Here is a 17,049-nt window from a genome sequence, read left to right as displayed (position 1 = left end):
AGGGGTGCGCCCCGCTCCGGGTCCGCGCCTGGAGGAAGCTCCAAGCGGAAGCCGTCGCAGGCTGCTCGTAATGGTCGTTTTCTACGCGCGGAGATGGCGCGTGCACGACCGAGAAACACATACTTGTGCCCTCCTCACCTCCCCCACATCTGACGAGGCCCCCCGATGTCTCCGCAGGCCCAGCCGACCTCCGTGTCGCCCGAGCCGTCCACGTCGCCGCAGCCCGGCGGACCGCTGGACCGTTTCTTCAAGATCTCCGAGCGCGGCTCCACGCTCGCCCGCGAGGTCCGTGGCGGCGTCGCCACCTTCTTCACGATGGCCTACATCCTGGTGCTCAACCCGATCATCCTGGCCAGCGCCGTGGACATGAACGGGACGCACCTCGACAGCGCCCAGCTGGTCACCGCGACCGCGCTGACCGCGGGTCTCACCACCCTGCTGATGGGCGTGATCGGCAACGTGCCGATCGGCCTGGCGGCCGGCCTCGGGGTGAACACCATCGTGGCCCTCCAGCTGGCCCCCCGGATGACCTGGCCGGACGCCATGGGCATGGTGGTGCTGGCGGGCTTCGCGATCATGATCCTGGTCGCCACCGGCCTGCGCGAGCGGGTGATGAACGCGGTGCCGCTCGGCCTGCGCAAGGCCATCGCGATCGGCATCGGCCTCTTCATCAGCCTGGTCGGCCTGGTGGACGCCGGCTTCGTCAGCCGGATCCCGGACGCCGCGCACACCACCGTCCCGCTCCAGCTGGGGAGCAACGGCCACCTCAACGGCTGGCCGGTGCTGGTCTTCATCCTCGGCCTGCTGCTCACCCTGGTGCTGGTGGTCCGCAAGGTGCCGGGCGCCATCCTGATCTCCATCGTGGTGATGACCGGCCTGGCCGTGATCATCAACGAGGCGGCCACCATCGCCCCGATGAACTGGGGCCTGACGGTGCCGAGCTGGCCGGGCAACCCGGTGGCGGCGCCCGACTTCGGGCTGGTCGGTCAGGTCAGCCTGTTCGGCGGCTTCTCGAAGGTCGGCGTCCTGACGGGCTGTCTGTTCGTCTTCACCGTGCTGATGTCCTGCTTCTTCGACGCGATGGGCACCATCCTCGGCGTGGCCGACGAGGCCCACCTGCTGGACGAGAAGGGCGACCTGCCCGGCATCAACAAGGTCCTGATGGTGGACGGCATCGCCACCGCGGCCGGCGGTGCGACCTCCTCCTCGGCCAACACCTGCTTCGTCGAGTCCACCGCGGGCGTCGGCGAGGGGGCCCGGACCGGCTTCGCCTCGATCGTCACCGGCGCGCTCTTCCTGGTGGCGCTCTTCCTGACCCCGCTGGCCACCATGGTCCCGGCCCAGGCGGCCACCCCCGCGCTGGTCACGGTCGGTTTCCTGATCCTGGCCAACTCGGTCCGGGACATCGACTGGTCGGACTTCACCCTCGCGATCCCGGCCTTCCTGACCATGATCATGATGCCGTTCACCTACAGCATCACCAACGGGATCGGCTTCGGCTTCATCGCCTTCTGCGTGCTGCGCGCGGCGACCGGCCGCGGCCGCGAGGTGCCGGTGGCGCTCTACGTGGTGGCCGGCGTCTTCGCCTTCTACTACCTGATGCCGGCCCTCGGCCTCGGCTGACGGCCCGTCAGGGGCCCTTCGGGCCGCTCGGACCACAGCCCGGCTCCGCCTCAGTGGATGAGGCCGAGCCGGGCTGCGATCATTCCGGCCTGGAAGCGGCTGTCGGCCCCGATGGCCTTCATGATCCGGCAGACCACCCGGTTGACCGTGCGCAGCGAGACGGTGAGGTTGCGCGCGATGGTCTCGTCGGTGGCGCCGGTGGCCAGCATCCGGAGCACCGCCTGCTCCTGGGGGCCGAGGTTGAGCTCGGTGGTCAGGGTGCTGGACTCCTCGTAGCTGGAGTGCTGCCAGCAGTACTCGAAGACCGAGATCAGGGCGCGGACCAGGGCCTCGCCCTCGATGGCCATCGCGCCGGCCTTGCCGTTGTTCGGGTCGATCGGGATGATCACCCGGCGCCGGTCGAAGATGATCATCCGGAACGGCACGGTGGGGGAGAGCCGCACCTCGTAGCCGGCCATCCGGATGTCGGTCAGGTGCTTGGCGATCCTCGGCACGCTGGCCAGGCTCTGCTGGTAGATGGTCCGCAGGTCCAGCCCGCGGTCGACCAGGCTCTTCGTCCGGGCGGCCGCCTCGGCGGACTGGGCCGGGGCCATGGCCGGGGCGGGGTGCATGGTGAGGATCTGCTCGCGGGCCAGTTCGGTGGCCTTGTTGAGGTAGACCGCGACGCTGCGCAGGTCGGTCAGCATCTCGACCGCGACCGGGCCGGGTGACCAGAAGTTCAGCGGCATGAAGCTGCTGAGGATCTCGGCCAGACCGGCCCGGGCGGCTGCCATCTGTTCGAGGTTGGCGGCCAGTTCGCGTTCCGCGTCGTTGATCAGCCGCATCGCGGCGACCTGCGAGCCGAGCAGCACGAACTCGGGGGTCTCGTCGGACGGGAATTCCACCAGTCCGAGCGAGGCCAGGTAGTCGATCCCGCGGCGGGCGTCCTCCGGCTCCAGGCCGACCGCCTCGGCGGCCTGCTGGATCTGCCAGGAGCCGCGCTGCTCCATGGCGCCGTAAATGCTCGCGGCGATTTCCTTGTCGGTTCTGCCGCTCCGCGTGGCCCTGCCGCTCTTCTCCCTGATCGACTCCGTATTCACCGTTCCCCCAGTCTCTATCGTCCTCCCGTCGGTCAGGATAGCGCGACGGAGAGTGTCCGAGGGATATGCCTAGGTGACGAGAAAATCTGACGGGTTCCTATCCCGGGGTGAGCTGCCGCAAATAGCGCCAGGGCGTCGGAATGCGCTCTTCTGGGGCTAAACCGGCACGGCGTCGTCCGCATAGAAGGGCATCGAGGCGGTGACGTACTCCTGCAGCCAGCGGCGGAACGGGTCGCCCAAGTCGTCCCGCTCGCAGGCGAGTTGGACGACGGCCCGGAGGTACTCCAGCCGGTCGCCGGTGTCGTAGCGGCGGCCGCGGAAGACGACGCCGTGCACCGGGCCGCCGATCGTGGGGTCGGTGGCCAGCTGCTGCAGGGCGTCGGTGAGCTGCACCTCGCCGCCGCGGCCGGGCTCGGTCCTGGCCAGCACGTCGAAGACGGCCGGGTCGAGCACGTAGCGGCCGATCACCGCGTAGTTGCTGGGGGCCTCGCCGGGGGCCGGCTTCTCCACCAGGCCCTCCACCCGGAGCACGTCGGCCTGGCCGGTGGAGCTGACGGCGGCGCAGCCGTAGAGGCCGATCTGGCTCGCGTCCACCTCCATCAGGGCCACCACGCTGCCGCCGTGCTCGGCCTGGATGTCGATCATCCTGCTGAGCAGCGGGTCCCTCGGGTCGATCAGGTCGTCGCCGAGCAGGACGGCGAAGGGCTCGTTCCCCACGTGCGGCTGGGCGCAGAGGACGGCGTGGCCGAGGCCCCGCGGGTCGCCCTGGCGGACGTAGTGGATGGCGGCGGGGGAGGTGGCGCGCTGGACCTGGGCGAGCCGGCCGAGGTCGCCCTTCTGCCGGAGGGCCTCCTCCAGCTCCCAGTTGCGGTCGAAGTGGTCCTCCAGCGGGCGCTTGTTCCGGCCCGTGATCATCAGGACGTCCTGGATGCCGGCGTCCACCACCTCCTCCACCACGTACTGGATCGCGGGCCGGTCCACGACCGGCAGCATCTCCTTGGGGGTGGCCTTGGTGGCGGGCAGGAAGCGGGTGCCCAGCCCGGCGGCGGGGATGACCGCCTTGCTGATTCCTCTGCGGGGTGTGGTCATGGCCGGGACCGTAGCCCGGCGGTGGGGCCGCCGCCCACGGGCCGGTGCTCCGGCCCGCGTACTCATCCACCTGTGCGAATGGACCCGGTGAGGTAGCCAGGGGGATATTGACCGTGCATGGTCATTTTACTATTCCATGGGGAATTCTTGGGAATGACTCCCGTCTGACGATAGATCAGATTAGGCTTTGACCGTGCTCCGGCGAGGACCCGCCGCCCAACGTGTCGTCTTTGCGACAGGGCGTGATCATGTCCCCGGGTTTCGTTGCCTCCGTGTGACCAGGGAAGGCACCATTGAATCTGACAGAGAACGAACGCAGATTCGTCACTTTCCTGGGGGATAAAAATGGCCCGCTTCGGCCTTCGGTTCAGTGCGCTCATTTGCATGTTGATAATCGCCGTTGGCGCCATGTGGGCCGCTTCTTATGACGGACTCGAGGTCAAGGCGCCGGTTTATCTCGCGGACCCGGGTGACCCCGGCTGTTGCTGACCTGAAACGGACCCGGACGGGGGATGGAAGAATGGCACAGGAACGAGTCGGCCAAGTGGACTGCACGGGGCTGCCGGAATTCTGCTCGGAGGCCTTCGCCTCACTCGGCCGGGCGGACCAGAGGAACGCGGCGGAGACCTACGTCCGGGGCCTGCTGAACTGCGACGGACGGAAGACGATCCCGCGCCTCGCGGTGGCATCGCCCGGCCGGAGCGAGCAGTCGCTCCAGCAGTTCATCAATCAGAGCCCCTGGGAGCACGGGCCGGTCCGGAAATGGCTGGCGGAACGCATGGTCCGCGATTTCCGGCCGGAGGCCTGGGTGGTCGGCGAGCTGGCCTTCCCGAAGCACGGCCGGTACTCGGCGGCGGTGGAGCGGCAGTACGTCCACTCGCACGGACGGGTCCGCAACTGCCAGCTGGCGATCATGGTCGGCATGCAGGTCGGCGGAGTCACCGTCCCGGTGAACTGGAGCCTGACCATCCCCGAGCAGTGGGGGCAGGACGACGAGCGGCGCTCCCGGGCGAAGGTGCCCGACAGCGAGCTGCCCCGCCCCTACTGGCAGTACCACGTCGAACTCCTCGACGACATGGCCCTGGACTGGGGCGTTCCCGAGGCGCCGATCCTGCTGGACGCCCGGCACCGCCCGCTGGAGTGGTACCTGGCCGCGCTGGAGATGCGCGCCCAGACCTACCTGGCCCAGGTGAGCCCGAACGAACTGGTGCAGCCGGCCGACGCGAGCTGGGCCCGCGGCAGCGGACGGATCGTCAACAGCCAGGGCGCCCGCGCCCGGGCCCGGACGGTGGCCGACATCGCGGCGAGCGTCGGCAACGTCACGCCCGAGACGCTCTACTGGCGGGACGCCGGCGGTCACACGCTGCGCTCCCAATTCCTGGTCATTCCGGTCCAGGTGCTGGTCGGCAGCGGCCGCCCGGCCGGGAGCAAGGCCCTGCTGGCCAATCGGCTGCTCATCGTGGAATGGCCGCTCGGCAAGCCGAGTCCGCGGGGATACTGGCTCACCAACATCCGGGGCGCCTCGCTGCGCGAATTGGTCCGGTTGGCCAAACAAGTGTCCACCGCGACCCCGCAAGCGGCGGAACTCGCTTCCGGTTACGGCCTGTTCGACTACGAGGGCCGCACGTTCAACGGCTGGCACCACCACGCCACGATGGTGAGCGCCGCACTGGATTACGACATTCTCAACGGTGCCCACCTGGGCCGGGACGAATTCGAGGAGAGTCCGGGCCCCGAGCTCACCGAACTCGTCCGTTGACCTGACGCAGTGCGTCAGGTGGATGTTCGGCCCCGTATAGGGGCGCGGAGCGCTGACTAGCCTGCGCTCTGGACTAGCCGCATTTCGACTGGGACGGCGTGCGGAGCCGTGCCACACGGGAGGTTTTCAATGACAGGTCCCGCACACACCGCCGACGCCATCGTGGTCGGCGGCGGGCCCGCCGGGCTCTCGGCCGCGCTGTACCTGGCGCGCTACAACCGCTCGGTGCTGGTCTTCGACAGCGGTCACGGCCGGTCGACCCACCACCAGACCAACCACAACTACCTCGGCTTCCCGAAGGGCATCGCCACCGTCGAGCTGCGCGAGCTGGCGCGGCGCCAGCTGGAGCCGTACGAGCAGGTGCGGATCGTCCACCACACCATCAACGAGGTCTCCGGCAACGGCGACATCGGCTTCACCGTCAAGGCGCAGGGCGGCAGTTGGCACGGCAAGGTGATCGTGCTGGCCACCGGGGTGCTCGACCACTTCCCGCACTTCGAGGGCTGGGAGGAGTACGTCGGCCGGTCGATGTTCTGGTGCATCACCTGCGACGGCTACGAGAACCGCGGCAAGCGCATCCTGGTGGTCGGCCACACCGACGCGGCGGCCGGCGAGGCGATGCAGCTGCACGGCCTGACCGACCAGGTCCAGCTGCTGCTGAACAGCAACAGCAACGACATCAGCCCGAAGTTCGCCGCACGGCTGGCCGCGGCCGGCATCCCGGTGATCGACGACCGGATCGACAAGGTCGAGGGCGAGGACGGCCAGATGACCGCGGTCTTCACCAAGGGCGGCCGCCGCCTCCCGCTGGACGCGCTCTTCTCCATCCAGGGCGCCAACCCGGAGACCAAGCTGGCCCACCAGCTCGGCATCGACTTCGCCCCCAGCGGCTACATCGCCGTGGACACCGAGCAGAAGACCTCGGTGGCCGGGGTGTACGCGGCCGGTGACGTCACCGCGCTGCACTCCCACCAGGTGACCGCCGCCGTCCACGAGGGCGCCCAGGCGGCCTCGGCGGCCAACTACTTCCTGTACCCGCCGGAGCTCAAGGCGGACTGACGGCACGTCAGCCACCGGACGACGTACGTACGACCGGCCACCCGATTCCGGGTGGCCGGCTCAAGTGATGCGGAAGGAAACCGAGATGACCGACTGGACCGTGGTGGGGGACTCCAACGGCTACCCCACCACCGCCACCTGTGGGCACCTGGGCGAGGCGGCCGACGTCAAGCCCTCGACCCTGGAGGGCTGTGAGGACTGCCTGCGCGAGGGCACCCGCTGGCTGCACCTGCGGGAGTGCCTGGTCTGCGGCCACGTCGGCTGCTGCGACCAGTCGCCGCGCCGGCACGCCACCGCGCACTGGCACGCCACCAAGCACCCGCTGGTCCGTTCGTTCCAGCCGGACGAGGACTGGGCCTGGTGCTACCCCGACTCGCTCTTCCTGCTCCCCGCCGAGCTGGCATGAGCAAGCACCAGGTGGTCAGGGACCACTGCCTCGCGCCGGGCCGTCCGGTGGACGCGCCGCCGAGCGGCGCCCGGTACAGCAGGATGCTGCCGGAGCTCCCCGCGCTCAACTCCCGTCCGGAGGAGCTTTTCCGGGCCGGCTCCCCGGGCGGCGTCTGCGACGCCGCCCGTTTCCCGCTGCGGGCCGGGGTGGACGACGCGGTCGGCGCGGCCGGCTGGCCGTTCTTCGGGCAGTTCATCGCGCACGACATCACCGCCGACCGCTCGCCGATCTCGGCGCAGGCGGACGTGGCGGCGCTGCGCAACGTCCGCTCGCCCAAGCTCAACCTCGAACTGGTGCACGCGGACGGCCCGGTGGGCTCGCCGTACCTGTACGACGCGGCCGACCCGTCGAAGCTGATCACCTCCCAGGACGGCACCGACGTGCCGCGCAACTGGCAGGGCACCGCGCTGATCGGCGACCCGCGCAACGACGTGCACCGCTTCGCCGCCCAGCTCCACCTGGCGTTCCTGAACGCGCACAACGGGCTGGTGGACCGGCTCCGCGAGGACGGCGCGCCGGAGGCCGAGCTGTTCGACGAGGCCCGCCGCGCGCTCACCTGGCACTACCAGTGGATCGTCGTCCACGACTACCTGCCGCGGCTGATCGGCGCCGAGCTGACGGCGCAGATCCTGGACGCCGGGCCGAAGTTCTTCGCGCCCGCGCCGGGCGAGGCCTTCATCCCGCTGGAGTTCGCGGACGCCGCGTTCCGCTACGGGCACGGCCAGATCCGGCACCGGTACCGGATGACCAGGGACGGGCTGCAGTACCCGCTGTTCCCGCACCTGTTCGGCCACGGGCCGATCCCGCCGGAGCACGTGGTGGACTGGTCGATGCTCTTCGACGTCCCCGGCCAGCCGCCCGCCCAGCGGGCCAAGCGGATCGACGGCGGGCTGCCGACCAGTCTGATCTCGCTGCCGGAGGACATCACCGGCGAGGTGGACCAGGCCGAGCTGCGCTCGCTGGCCGTCCGCGACCTGCTGCGCGGACAGGCCACCGCGCTGCCCTCCGGGGAGTCGGTGGCCGAGCAGTTCGGCGCACAGGTGCTCACGCCGGAGGAGGTCGGGCCGGAGTGGGCCGGCGGCACGCCGCTGTGGCTCTACATCCTCAAGGAGGCGCAGGTGCGCCACGAGGGCGACCGCCTCGGCGAGGTGGGCGGCCGGATCGTCGGCGAGGTGCTGATCGGCCTGCTGCGCGCCGACGCCGAGTCCTACCTCTCGGCGGACCCGGGCTGGCAGCCCACGCTGCCCTCCTCCGGGGACGGCTTCACGCTGGTGGACCTGCTCGACTTCGCCGCAGCCAATGGAGTAGCGAAGGCGACTTGACGGACATTCACGTGCGAGTCCGGGGTGAATTCCCCGGGCTCGCAACGTGATTGACCGAACAGAATTCCGATGGGGATGATGAATTCGGTCAAGCTGTCCGCCGGTATCCCGGTGCCATCGACATGGAGGTTGCACGTGAAGTCCGAGGTCATGCGTTTCACGTTCATGGACGCCATCGCCGGACGAGTCGTCGAATTCCGGTCCGAGGACCGGATCTTCAAGCTGAAGACCATCGACGGCCGTGATTTCGACGTCAAGCTCAGTGACGGGATGTCGGCGGAGCTCCTGCGCAACCTGGACGAGCCCTACGCGGACGCCGGCGGCCACGTCGACGACCTGCTCCAGCCCGGTGCCCAGGTCTTCGTCTACGGCGTCTTCTACCCCGAGGGCGGCGAGTACAACTACGAGGCCAAGAAGCTGACCTTCGTCGGCCGCGGCCCGGAGGACTACAACTTCGAGAAGTCCAACTGGTGGATCAACCAGATCGACTCGCTGGCCCGGTTCTACCGGCGTGCGCAGTTCGGCGACGGCAAGATCGACTACAAGGACTACCGCACCAACATCCGCCTCGGCGGCGACAAGGCCGCCAGCCACGTCCAGGAGACCGACACGATCTCCCGGATGGTCTACGGCATGGCCTCGGCCTACATGCTGACCGGCAACGAGGACTACCTCGAGGTCGCCGAGCTCGGCACCAAGTACCTGCGCGACCACATGCGCTTCGTGGACCGCGACTCCAACGTCGTGTACTGGTACCACGGCATCAAGGTCGAGGGCGACTACGAGAAGAAGCTGCTCACCTCGGAGTTCGACGACGACTACGACGCGATCCCGATGTACGAGCAGATCTACGCGCTGGCCGGCCCCACCCAGACCTTCCGCGTCACCGGTGACCGCCGGATCGCCTCGGACATCGACTCCACCATGCGCCTGTTCGAGCAGTACTACCGCGACTACGAGGGCGGCGGCTACTTCTCGCACATCGACCCGGTCCTGCTCTCCCCCCACCACGACTCGCTGAAGTTCAACAAGTCGCGGAAGAACTGGAACTCGGTCGGCGACCACGCCCCGGCGTACCTGATCAACCTCCTGCTGGCGACCGGCGACGAGCGCCACGCGGAAATGCTGGAGCGCACCTTCGACACCATCGTCGAGCACTTCCCGGACTACCAGGCCAGCCCGTTCGTCAACGAGCGGTTCAACACCGACTGGTCCCAGGACCTCGGCCACACCTGGCAGCAGGACCGCGCGGTCGTCGGGCACAACCTGAAGATCGCCTGGAACCTGATGCGGATGAACTCCTACAAGGACAAGGACTCCTACAAGGAGCTCGCCGAGAAGATCGGCCAGATCATGCCGGCGGTCGGCAGCGACCAGCAGCGCGGCGGCTGGTACGACGTGGTCGAGCGCAAGCTGGCCGACGGCCAGGAGTTCCACCGCTTCGCGTGGCACGACCGCAAGGCCTGGTGGCAGCAGGAGCAGGCCATCCTGGCCTACCTGATCCTGAGCGGCACGGTCGGCGGTGACGCCTACCGCGAGGAGGCCCGCCAGGCGACCGGCTTCTACAACACCAACTTCCTCGACCACGACGAGGGCGCGGTCTACTTCAACGTGCTGGCCAACGGCCTGCCCTACCTGCTCGGCACCGAGCGCCTCAAGGGCAGCCACTCGATGAGCATGTACCACTCGGCGGAGCTCTGCTACCTCGCCGCGGTGTACACCAACCTGCTCAACACCGGTCAGCCGCTGAACCTCTGGTTCAAGCCGCGGCCCGACGCCGACCGCACCCTGCGGGTGTCGCCGGACCTGCTGCCGGCCGGCCGGGTCGAGCTGACCCGGGTCGAGATCGAGGGCAAGGAGTGGGACAAGTTCGACGCCAAGAACCTCACCGTCGACCTGCCCGACTCGGCCTACTCGCTCACGGTGAAGGTGGAGCTGACCCCGGTCGGCTGAGTACTCGTCAGGGGCTGTCGCTCCCGGGGCATGCGGGCCCCGGGAACGACAGCCCCTGACGCTTCCCCGGGACTTTTCGACGGGGACACGACACGACAACAGGCACGACGGGCGCGCACGGCGGACGCGACGCGACACACGGCTCTGGGAGGGACCGACGTGGCAACGGAAGACAGAGGCACGGTGGCGGCGGAGGAGTTCGCCACCGATCGGATCGCGGGGTACGACGTACGCCCCGGCACCCCCTACCCCTTCGGCGCGACCTACGTGCCGGGCGGGGTGAACTTCTCGGTCTACTCCAGCCGGGCGGACGACGTCTCGCTGGTGCTCTTCAAGCCGGGCGACCCGGTACCGGTCGCCGAGATCCCGATCCCGGACGAGTACCGGGTCGGCGGGGTCTGGGCGATCACGGTGCTGGGCATCGGCGAGGGCGACGTGGACTACGGCTACCGGGTCTTCGGCCCGCCGCAGCCGGCCCCCGGCGACCGCTTCGACCCGGCCGCCGTGCTGCTCGACCCCTACGCCAAGGCCGTCACCGGCCGGGACACCTGGGGCGAGGAGCCGGACTGGAACAACCCCAACCAGTACCGGGCCCGGCTGACCGCCGACCACTTCGACTGGCAGGGCGACCACCCGCTCCGGCTGCCCGCCAAGGACCTGGTGGTCTACGAGCTGCACGTGCGCGGCTTCACCAAGCACGAGTCGGCCGGGGTGGCCGAGCCCGGCACCTTCGCCGGCCTGCGCGAGAAGATCCCCTACCTCAAGGAACTCGGCATCAACTGCGTCGAGTTGATGCCGGTCTTCGAGTTCGACGAGTTCGAGAACAGCCGGACCAGCCCGACCACCGGCGACCTGCTGCTCAACTACTGGGGCTACTCCACGGTGGGCTTCTTCGCCCCCAAGGCCGGCTACGCGGCCGGCGGCGCCGCCGGCCGCCAGCGCGAGGAGTTCAAGGAGCTGGTCCGGGACCTGCACGCCAACGGCATCCAGGTGATCCTGGACGTGGTCTTCAACCACACCGCCGAGGGCAACGAGCACGGCCCGACGATCCACTTCCGGGGGCTGGACAACAGCACCTACTACCAGCTCACCCCCGAGGGCTACTACCAGAACTTCAGCGGCACCGGGAACACCTTCAACTGCAACAACCCGGTGGTCCGCGACTACATCCTGTCCTGCCTGCGGTACTGGGCCAGCGAGTACCACGTCGACGGCTTCCGCTTCGACCTGGCCTCCATCCTGGACCGCGGCGAGGACGGCGCGCCGCTGGAGAACCCGCCGCTGCTGGAGGCGCTCTCCTACGACCCGCTGCTCAAGGACTGCGTGCTGATCGCCGAGGCCTGGGACGCCGGCGGCCTCTACCAGGTCGGCGCCTTCCCCAACTACGGCCGCTGGGCCGAGTGGAACGGCAAGTACCGCGACGTGCTGCGCCGCTTCCTCAAGGGCGAGCCCGGCACCGTCGGCGAGCTGGCCACCCGCCTGGTCGGCTCGCCCGACCTCTACGGCAGCCGCGGCACCACCGCCTCGGTCAACTTCGTCACCTGCCACGACGGCTTCACCCTCAACGACCTGTTCTCGTACAACGAGCGGCACAACGAGGCCAACGGCGAGTACAACCGGGACGGCAACAGCGACAACGACTCCTGGAACTCGGGGGCCGAGGGCCCGACCGACGACCAGGAGGTGCTGGCGCTGCGGCGGCGGCAGGCCAAGAACGCGATGGTGCTGCTGCTCACCAGCCAGGGCATCCCGATGATCCTGGCCGGCGACGAGTTCGGGAACACCCAGGGCGGCAACAACAACGCCTACTGCCAGGACAGCGAGATCTCCTGGCTGACCTGGCCCAAGACCGACGAGGCCGACGAACTCCGGCGCTTCACCACCCAGTTGATCCGCCTCCGGCAGGAGCACGAGGTGCTCCGCCGGGCCACCCACCCGACCGGCGCCGACGCCATCCCGGGCTACCCGGACGTGAGCTGGCACGGCACCCGGGCCTGGCAGCCGGACTGGTCCGAGGGCGACCGGGTGCTGGCCGTGATGCGCTGCGGCGAGCACGAGGACGGCTCGGCCGACTTCGTCTACGTCGCCGCCAACGCCCACTGGGAGGGCCTGGAGCTCGAACTCCCGGACCTGCCGGGCGACATGCGCTGGCACCGGGCGGTCGACACCTCGGCCGAGGAGCCCGAGGACATCAGCGCGCCGGGCGCCGAGCCCGCACTGGAGGACCAGCTGCGCTTCCCGATCGGCCCGCGCTCCGCGGTGGTCCTGGTCGGACGCCGGAACGACGGCTGAGCGCGGCGAGGGGGGAGAAGGGGGATGACCATGACCACGATGAACGGTGATGCGGCCGGTCCGAGACGGCACGGCGGCAGCACGGTGAAGATCCGGGTCGGCGGTGAACTGGACGCGCTCGGCACGCCGGGCTTCCGCCGCCAGCTCGACACCCTGGCCCAACGCCGCGAGATAGGACGGCTGGTGCTCGACCTGAGCACCGTCCGCTACCTCTCCTCGGCGGGGCTGCGCTCGCTGCTCTACCTGCGCCAGCGCTTCCCGGAGCCGGTGTCGATCGCGCTCGCGGGCGTGCAGGAGCCCGTCGGGCGCACGCTCCGGCTGGCCGGCTTCCAGCGCGGCCTGGAGCTCACCGACCACGACGGCGAGGCGGCGGCCTGACGAGGCGTCACGAGAAGGGCCCCGGTACCTCGGTACCGGGGCCCTTCTCCGTTGCCTCTCAGGGGAGTCGGATGCCGCTCAGCTCGGCGCAGGCGGCGAGCAGGGCCTCCTGGACCTCCGGGTCCTCGGTCTCCGGCTTGGCCTCGTCGAGGAAGCGCATGTGGCGAAGGTAGCTGCCGGAGACCTGGGCCGCCGGGTCGTCCGAGCCGGCCAGCCAGACCTGGGTGGCCGCGCCGGTGGCCAGGTCGGTGGGGGCGGAGCTGCCGCCCATCCGGGAGCGCACCCAGCCCGGGCAGACGGCGTTGCTGTGCACCTCGGGGTGGCGGCGGGCCACCGCGAAGGCCAGCGCCAGATCGGCCAGCTTGGAGTCGCAGTAGGCGGAGGTGCCGTCCCAGCGGCGGCGGGTGCGCTGGAGGTCGGAGAGGTCGATGGTGCCGCCGTCGGACATCCCGGAGGAGAGGTAGACCAGGCGTTGCGGCAGCGGGATCAGCGCGGTGAGCACGTACGGGGCGAGGACGTTCACCTGGAAGGTGGTCTCCAGGCCGTCCTCGGAGGCCTGGCGGGGGCTGCCGGTGCGGGAGATCCCGGCGTTGTGGATCACGGCGTCGAAGGGGCCCACGGCGGTTGCCTGCTTGGCGAGTTCGACGGTCTGGGAGAGGGACGCGAGGTCGCCGACCACCACGTCCGCGGCACCGGGGACGGCGCGGCGGGCGTCCTCGGCGCGCTGGGCGTTCCGGGCGTGCAGGACCACTTCGTGGCCCTGGGCGACGAGCATGGTGGCGGTCTGACGGCCGATGCCGTCGGCGGAGCCGGTGACGAGGATGCGCTTCATCTTGCGGTCACTCCTTTGTGGATAGTGGTTACGCCTCTGGGGGCGCGGGGAACTGCGCGAGTTCGGAAGGCGGACCAGTGTTAGATCGGGGCATGTGAGCCAGTTGCAGGAGTTGCCGTCCCCCGGCGCGCAGTTCCTCGCGCCCCCGGGGTGACCACCTTCGACGGCTACCCGGTCGTACCGCCGTCCCCCAGCGCGCCCGCGCGGCGGAGCCGCAGATCAGCAGAGTCTCGCGCCCCTGGGTCGCTGCCCTTCCGGGCGCCGGCCACCAGCCAGCAGGTGGAGAGGGCGGGCAAGTACAGCTCTGCGGACCAGGGTTGGCCGTGGTGAGGGGTTGCGGTGGCGCGGAGGGAGGTGGGGCGGGCGGTGGTGGGGTCGGTGTCGAGGAGGACGTGCCAGCGGCCGGGGCGGGGGAGGCCGATGCGGAGGGAGTCCCAGGTGGCGCCGGAGAGGTTGGCGACGCAGACCAGCGGGGTGCCGTCGGGGGCGCGGCGGAGGAAGGCGTAGACGTTGTGGCCGGCGTCGTCGGCGTCGAGCCACTGGAAGCCCTCGGGCACCGGGTCCTGGGCCCAGAGGGCGGGGGTGTCGCGGTAGGCGCGGTTGAGCGAGGAGACCAGCTGCCGGACGCCGAGCCGGCCGGCCTCCTCGGGGCCGGGCCACTGGAGGCCGTAGGCCTCGCTCCACTCGCCCTGGTCGCCGTTCTCGCCGCCCATGAAGAGCAGGTTCTTCCCGGGCAGCGCCCACATCAGCCCGAACATGGCCCGTACGTTGGCGAGTTGGGCGGCCTCGTCGCCGGGCATCCGGCTGCGCAGCGAGCCCTTGCCGTGCACCACCTCGTCGTGGCTGAGCGGCAGGACGAAGTTCTCCGTCCAGGCGTAGGTGGTGGAGAAGGTGATGCCGTGGTGGTGGTGCTCGCGGTAGACCGGGTCCTGCTGGAAGTAGTCGAGGGTGTCGTGCATCCAGCCGAGGTTCCACTTGAAGTCGAAACCGAGGCCGCCGTCGCGCAGCGGGGCGGTGACGCCGGGCCAGGTGGTGGACTCCTCGGCGATGGTGAGGACGCCGGGGAAGCGGCCGTGCACCGCCTCGTTGAGGGAGCGCAGGAAGGCGACGGCCTCCAGGTTCTCCCGGCCGCCCTCCTGGTTGGGCTCCCACTGGCCGTGCGGGCGGGAGTAGTCGAGGTAGAGCATGGACGCGACCGCGTCCACCCGCAGGCCGTCGACGTGGAACTCCTCGCACCAGTAGAGGGCGTTGGCGATCAGGAAGTTGGCGACCTCGGGGCGGCCGTAGTCGAAGACGAGGGTGCCCCAGTCGGGGTGTTCGCCGCGGCGCGGGTCGGGGTGCTCGTAGAGCGGGTGGCCGTCGAAGCGGCCGAGCGCGAAGTCGTCGCGGGGGAAGTGGGCGGGGACCCAGTCGAGGATGACGCCGATCCCGGCCCGGTGCAGCGAGTCGACCAGGTACCGGAAGTCGTCGGGGGAGCCGAAGCGGGAGCTGGGGGCGTAGAAGCCGGTGACCTGGTAGCCCCAGGAGCCGCCGTAGGGGTGCTCCATGACGGGGAGCAGCTCGACGTGGGTGAAGCCCTGCTCGCGGACGTAGGCGGTGAGCTCGACGGCGAGCTGACGGTAGCTCAGGCCGGGTCGCCAGGAGCCGAGGTGGACCTCGTAGACGCTGAGCGGGCGGCGGCGCGGGTCGGCCGCGGCCCGGCGGATCATCCACTCGCGGTCGCCCCAGCGGTGGTCGGAGGCGTGCACCACGCTGTCCGGGCCGGGGGGCAGCGGGGCGGACCGGGCGCACGGGTCGGCCTTGGCGCGGCGGACGCCGTCGGCGCCGAGGAGCTCGAAGCGGTAGCGCTGGCCGGCCTCGGCGCCGGGGACGAAGACCGTCCAGTAGTCGGTGGTGCCGATCCGGCGCAGCGGGACCGGGGCCCGGCCGCCGGTCACCTGGCCGGCCACCGCGACCTCGTGCGCGCGCGGGGCCCAGAGGGTGAAGGAGACCCCGGGCCGGCCGGACGCGTCGGCGCCGGGGTGGGCGCCGAGCACCTCCCAGAGGCGTTGGTGCTTCCCCTCGGCGAGCAGGTGCAGGTCGAGCGGGCCGGGCCCGGAAGCCGGCAGCTCCGCGGGCGCCTCCGCGGACGCGGCGATTGACTGAAGCACGGCAATTCCTTTGGTCGGCGACACCTCGGAATTGTCGCAGCCCAGGGCATTCCTTGGGGAGTTTTCCGAGTGGAAAAAGTGCACTCCGACAATGCGGCGCACGGGACTTGACGTAATGTGCGGGCCCATTCCGGGGGGAGTGCCGACCGGCCCGCACGGCCGTTGACCCTGCCCCCGGCCTGCCCCAGTCTCTGAGGGCAGGCAGTGACAAGCCTCGAAAACGGAGTAGCCATGACGAAGAAAGTTCTCGTACTCCTCTCGGAGTACGGCTATTGGGGCGAGGAACTCGTCGGCCCGCTGTACGCATTCGACAAGCAGGGTTACGAGGTGACCTTCGCGACCCCCACCGGCAAGCGGGCGCACGCCCTGCCGCCGAGCATGGACCCGGGTTTCGTCGACCCGCCGCTGGGCCGCAGCGTGGTCTCCGCCGAGGTCGCCAAGGTGGTCGTGGACCTGGAGGCCTCGGACCGTCTGGACAGCCCGGAGGACCTGTCCTCCTGGATCCCGACCCGCCCGTACACCAGCGACGAGGACTACCTCCGCAAGCTGGAGGCCTACAACAACGCGGTCGGCGACGAGCTGACGGAGCGTCTGGCCGAGTACGACGCGCTGCTCATCGTCGGCGGCAGCGGCCCGATCGTGGACCTCGCCAACAACGGCCGGGTGCACGACGTCATCCTGAACTTCCTGCGCGCGGACAAGCCGATCGGCGCCGAGTGCTACGGCGTGGCCTGCCTCGCGTTCGCCCGTGACTGGGAGGACCGGAAGAGCATCATCTCCGGCAAGCACGTCACCGGGCACTGCAAGGAGTACGACTACAAGGACGGCACCGGCTTCCTCGGCACCGACTTCGTGATGGGCCCGCCGCCGTACCCGCTGGAGTACATCCTCCGCGACGCCACCGCCCCCGAGGGCCGCTACCACGGCAACTTCGGCAAGGAGATCTCGGTGATCGTCGACTACCCGTTCATCACGGGCCGTTCGACCCCGGACTCCTACCGCACCGGCGAGAAGATGGTCGAGGTCCTGGAAGACGGCCTGACCCGCTACGGCTGGTAAGGGAGT

Annotated in this window: 13 protein-coding genes; 9 read left to right on the top strand and 4 right to left on the bottom strand. The window is 69.9% G+C overall.

The window, feature by feature from the left end; translation table 11 throughout:
• Positions 1–165: 165 nt before the first annotated feature.
• Complete coding sequence (locus ACWCYY_RS21105) at positions 166–1,623, top strand: NCS2 family permease (protein ID WP_449796914.1); 1,458 nt, start codon at positions 166–168, stop codon at positions 1,621–1,623.
• Between the two features lie 50 nt (positions 1,624–1,673).
• Here the strand turns inward: ACWCYY_RS21105 and ACWCYY_RS21100 are convergent, their stop codons facing one another.
• Together ACWCYY_RS21100 and galU are read right to left on the bottom strand one after the other, a co-directional pair.
• Positions 1,674–2,612 (bottom strand): helix-turn-helix transcriptional regulator, encoded by a 939-nt coding sequence (locus tag ACWCYY_RS21100; protein ID WP_345283762.1) that lies wholly within the window; start codon positions 2,610–2,612, stop codon positions 1,674–1,676.
• A 246-nt stretch (positions 2,613–2,858) separates the two neighbouring features.
• The gene (galU, locus tag ACWCYY_RS21095; protein ID WP_345283764.1) at positions 2,859–3,791 is read right to left on the bottom strand and encodes a UTP--glucose-1-phosphate uridylyltransferase GalU; all 933 of its coding nucleotides are present in this window, start codon (positions 3,789–3,791) and stop codon (positions 2,859–2,861) included.
• Positions 3,792–4,311: 520 nt separating this feature from the next.
• Between galU and ACWCYY_RS21090 the strand changes: the two genes are divergently transcribed.
• From ACWCYY_RS21090 to ACWCYY_RS21060, 7 genes are all read left to right on the top strand, one after another.
• Positions 4,312–5,550, top strand: coding sequence for an IS701 family transposase (locus tag ACWCYY_RS21090; protein WP_345283766.1), 1,239 nt, complete (start codon positions 4,312–4,314; stop codon positions 5,548–5,550).
• A 129-nt stretch (positions 5,551–5,679) separates the two neighbouring features.
• Positions 5,680–6,609 (top strand): NAD(P)/FAD-dependent oxidoreductase, encoded by a 930-nt coding sequence (locus tag ACWCYY_RS21085; RefSeq protein ID WP_345283768.1) that lies wholly within the window; start codon positions 5,680–5,682, stop codon positions 6,607–6,609.
• 85 nt (positions 6,610–6,694) lie between these two features.
• The gene (locus ACWCYY_RS21080; protein ID WP_345283770.1) at positions 6,695–7,015 is read left to right on the top strand and encodes a UBP-type zinc finger domain-containing protein; all 321 of its coding nucleotides are present in this window, start codon (positions 6,695–6,697) and stop codon (positions 7,013–7,015) included.
• Positions 7,012–8,379, top strand: coding sequence for a peroxidase family protein (locus ACWCYY_RS21075; protein ID WP_449796913.1), 1,368 nt, complete (start codon positions 7,012–7,014; stop codon positions 8,377–8,379). Before ACWCYY_RS21080 ends, ACWCYY_RS21075 begins: the two co-directional genes overlap by 4 nt.
• Positions 8,380–8,529: 150 nt before the next feature.
• On the top strand, positions 8,530–10,332 hold the full coding sequence (locus tag ACWCYY_RS21070; protein WP_449796912.1) for an AGE family epimerase/isomerase: 1,803 nt from the start codon (positions 8,530–8,532) through the stop codon (positions 10,330–10,332).
• A 159-nt stretch (positions 10,333–10,491) separates the two neighbouring features.
• On the top strand, positions 10,492–12,624 hold the full coding sequence (glgX, locus tag ACWCYY_RS21065; protein ID WP_345283775.1) for a glycogen debranching protein GlgX: 2,133 nt from the start codon (positions 10,492–10,494) through the stop codon (positions 12,622–12,624).
• A gap of 30 nt (positions 12,625–12,654) precedes the next feature.
• Positions 12,655–13,002: an STAS domain-containing protein gene (locus ACWCYY_RS21060; RefSeq protein WP_380149445.1), complete on the top strand. Its 348-nt coding sequence runs from the start codon at positions 12,655–12,657 to the stop codon at positions 13,000–13,002.
• Between the two features lie 58 nt (positions 13,003–13,060).
• Here ACWCYY_RS21060 and ACWCYY_RS21055 read toward each other — a convergent pair whose 3' ends face one another.
• Positions 13,061–13,834 carry an SDR family NAD(P)-dependent oxidoreductase gene (locus tag ACWCYY_RS21055; RefSeq protein WP_449796911.1) on the bottom strand — a complete coding sequence of 258 codons (774 nt, stop codon included), beginning with the start codon at positions 13,832–13,834 and terminating at the stop codon, positions 13,061–13,063.
• Between the two features lie 167 nt (positions 13,835–14,001).
• Positions 14,002–15,984: a 1,4-alpha-glucan branching protein GlgB gene (gene glgB, locus ACWCYY_RS21050; RefSeq protein ID WP_449796910.1), complete on the bottom strand. Its 1,983-nt coding sequence runs from the start codon at positions 15,982–15,984 to the stop codon at positions 14,002–14,004.
• 231 nt (positions 15,985–16,215) lie between these two features.
• On the opposite strand from glgB, the gene ACWCYY_RS21045 reads away from it, so the two are divergent.
• Entirely contained in the window at positions 16,216–17,043 is an 828-nt protein-coding gene (locus ACWCYY_RS21045; RefSeq protein WP_345283780.1) for a type 1 glutamine amidotransferase domain-containing protein, read from the top strand.
• Positions 17,044–17,049: the final 6 nt, after the last annotated feature.

It is taken from the genome of Kitasatospora sp. NPDC001664 (genome assembly GCF_053596675.1).
Note: the sequence above shows the minus strand (reverse complement) of the source record. Positions and strands in the feature narration are given on the sequence as shown.

Coding starts and splice junctions, on each gene's coding strand:
- ACWCYY_RS21070 (WP_449796912.1), top strand. CDS start 8,530: ATGCGTTTCACGTTCATGGACGCCATCGCCGGACGAGTCGTCGAATTC.
- ACWCYY_RS21100 (WP_345283762.1), bottom strand. CDS start 2,612: ATGGAGCAGCGCGGCTCCTGGCAGATCCAGCAGGCCGCCGAGGCGGTC.
- galU (WP_345283764.1), bottom strand. CDS start 3,791: ATGACCACACCCCGCAGAGGAATCAGCAAGGCGGTCATCCCCGCCGCC.
- ACWCYY_RS21060 (WP_380149445.1), top strand. CDS start 12,655: ATGACCACGATGAACGGTGATGCGGCCGGTCCGAGACGGCACGGCGGC.
- ACWCYY_RS21090 (WP_345283766.1), top strand. CDS start 4,312: ATGGCACAGGAACGAGTCGGCCAAGTGGACTGCACGGGGCTGCCGGAA.
- ACWCYY_RS21075 (WP_449796913.1), top strand. CDS start 7,012: ATGAGCAAGCACCAGGTGGTCAGGGACCACTGCCTCGCGCCGGGCCGT.
- ACWCYY_RS21080 (WP_345283770.1), top strand. CDS start 6,695: ATGACCGACTGGACCGTGGTGGGGGACTCCAACGGCTACCCCACCACC.
- ACWCYY_RS21085 (WP_345283768.1), top strand. CDS start 5,680: ATGACAGGTCCCGCACACACCGCCGACGCCATCGTGGTCGGCGGCGGG.
- ACWCYY_RS21055 (WP_449796911.1), bottom strand. CDS start 13,834: ATGAAGCGCATCCTCGTCACCGGCTCCGCCGACGGCATCGGCCGTCAG.
- ACWCYY_RS21045 (WP_345283780.1), top strand. CDS start 16,216: ATGACGAAGAAAGTTCTCGTACTCCTCTCGGAGTACGGCTATTGGGGC.
- ACWCYY_RS21105 (WP_449796914.1), top strand. CDS start 166: ATGTCTCCGCAGGCCCAGCCGACCTCCGTGTCGCCCGAGCCGTCCACG.